Annotated in this window: 1 protein-coding gene; it reads right to left on the bottom strand. The window is 70.5% G+C overall.

What is annotated here, in order from left to right:
* A partial coding sequence (locus tag CCO02nite_RS15565; protein ID WP_146844089.1) for an RHS repeat-associated core domain-containing protein occupies window positions 1–818 on the bottom strand: 818 nt, incomplete at both ends.

Genomic DNA, 818 nt, shown 5'->3' with positions numbered 1-818 from the left:
ACGGGTCGGACCAGGTCATCGGGTTGTTGCCGGAGTACACGTAGGCGTTGAACTGTGCGGGGGTGCCCGGGTCGAGCTGGGGGTCCACGGAGATGAACCGGGCGGTGACCTGGTCGTAGTAGCGGGCACCGAGCAGGGTCAGCCCGGTCGGGTCGTCCCGGGTGGCCCCCAGGAACCCGCGGTCGCCGGGTATCACCGCCCCACCGGTCGAGGTGGTGGCGGTGCGGGTCGCACCGAACGGGTCGCTGTAGCGGCGGGTCAGTGTCCCGCCGCGTTGGGTGTTCGGGATCGAGACCAGGGCGGTGCCGTGCGCGTCGGCCACGATCGAGGTCACCGCACCCATGCCCTTGCCGGTACGGACCGCGACCGTGGCGCCCGTGAACGTGTAGTACCGGGTCGCGGTCACCACACCGGTGCCCTTGGTGACCGTCAGCTCCTGCCCACCGGGCAGGTACACGGTCGTACCGGTCGCATCCGTGCGGGTCAGACGCGTCCCGGACGCGTCGTACACGAACGTCGCCTCACCGCCCGCGTCCGGCACCGGGTCACCGGCGCCCAGATCCGCGGCGGCGAGCTCACCATCGCCGTCCCACGTGTAGTACCGCTTGGCCCCCGTGCCCGAGACCCACCGCTCGGTCAGGTTCCCCGCACCGTCGTAGACGAAGGTCCCCACACCGCTCGAAGCGCCCTCATCGAGCGTGCGGGTCATCGACTTGAGCTGGTGCGCCTTAGCGCTCGAGTACGTGTACCTCGTCGTCGTCGTCGCCTGGTTGCCCGGGACCGGGTGCTCGACCAGGAACGTCCGGTTGCCCAGCACG

The organism is Cellulomonas composti, from assembly GCF_007990245.1.
GTDB lineage: Bacteria > Actinomycetota > Actinomycetes > Actinomycetales > Cellulomonadaceae > Cellulomonas > Cellulomonas composti.
The sequence above is the reverse complement of the archived record's forward strand: the minus strand, read 5'-3'. Positions and strand labels throughout refer to the sequence as shown.